We start from the raw sequence: 1,264 nt of genomic DNA on the forward strand, positions 1-1,264 counted from the left end.
AATCGCGTGTGTCGCCGCAGCCTGACAGCCGTCCCCGCCAGCTATCGCTGCATCAATCCGCTGATAACTTTACAGTGCCCTTTGAGGTCTTCCTCAAACGCACGGCGCTTACCAGCGGCGCGATGTTCCTGTTGCAAGGATGTGGTTTAGCCGGGTCGTTCAATCGCCGTCAGCAAGGACGGGATAATCGCCTTATGAAAGGGAATGGCAGCGGCAAGATAGAGCCGGCCCAAAAGACTTCTGCGGCGCACCAGGGTGGTCATTCCAACGACCTGGCTATCAGCCGGCCCTTCACGGACATCCACGACCAGGCGAAAAAGCAGGTGATGGTCATCATAGCCGAACACTGTTTGGCTGTCGTCGCTGTGCATGAGTGGGAGGCTGGCGACCAGGTCGGAATGCCTCGTATCCGCGGTTGCGTTCAGACCGATCAAAGGCACGAGGCGGTTTCGAAAGCACAGAAGGTTTCGCACCCAGCGGGGTGCACTCCCAAGCACTCGCCAGGCGGCCTCAGCCGCTGTCATCCGTTCGGACAAGACGAGGACTTCGTAGCGATCAGCCCAATCAGCTCCCGGAAGCCAGGCGTTCGGCAGTCTTACGGTGGCCCTTCGTGGTCTCATCAGCTGCCTGCCTTCCGCTCTTATAGCTTCCGCCCAATCAGGGCGATTACCGTGCATTCTACCTAACATCATGATTGCGCAGGAAGGCGGCGCGAGATAGCGGACCGCTTGCCGCAGTTAAGGGCCATTTGTCGCATTGTGGCATGCACCGACGGGGCGACAGCGATCGACGGTTTGCACGCTCGGACGTTATTCAGGGTGCCACACCGTAAAAGCAGCAGCGGATTGCAGTACTAATCAGACATGATGAGTGGAGACGCTGATCTGGGTGACCAAGAACTCAGGTACGCCTTTGCGGAGCGGCGAGGAGCATCCAGCATCCATCGCGCGGATGGATACCATGCAAACAATCGATTTTGTTTAGCTCGCGGAATGCGGCATAGCCAAGCACCTGGCGTCACAAATCACGTCTCGATCGAGTTGACGGTAATAGACCGCTTCACCGTGGAAAGGAGTAAGATGGACAACGTAGTTTACGTACTGGACCCGGAAACTGCGCTCTTTCGAGCTATTGAGCTTGTCGGCGCCATCAGCCTTAAGCCGATCAGTGACTTGCTCGGCTGTAAGAGCCTGACTCGAAAAGGTCTCAACAATATCCGTACCTTGCCAAGCGTCGTGTCAGGACCCGGATGTGGGCGATAGTG

Annotated in this window: 1 protein-coding gene; it reads right to left on the reverse strand. The window is 57.1% G+C overall.

What is annotated here, in order from left to right; translation table 11 throughout:
- Nucleotides 1–146: 146 nt before the first annotated feature.
- The gene (locus AU381_RS27760; RefSeq protein WP_037403195.1) at nt 147–620 is read right to left on the reverse strand and encodes a DUF2867 domain-containing protein; all 474 of its coding nucleotides are present in this window, start codon (nt 618–620) and stop codon (nt 147–149) included.
- Nucleotides 621–1,264: the final 644 nt, after the last annotated feature.

It is taken from the genome of Sinorhizobium glycinis, assembly GCF_001651865.1.
GTDB classification, from domain to species: domain Bacteria; phylum Pseudomonadota; class Alphaproteobacteria; order Rhizobiales; family Rhizobiaceae; genus Sinorhizobium; species Sinorhizobium glycinis.

Bases quoted from the DNA above. Each gene is read 5' to 3' on its own strand.
- AU381_RS27760 (WP_037403195.1), bottom strand. From the start codon at position 620: ATGAGACCACGAAGGGCCACCGTAAGACTGCCGAACGCCTGGCTTCCG.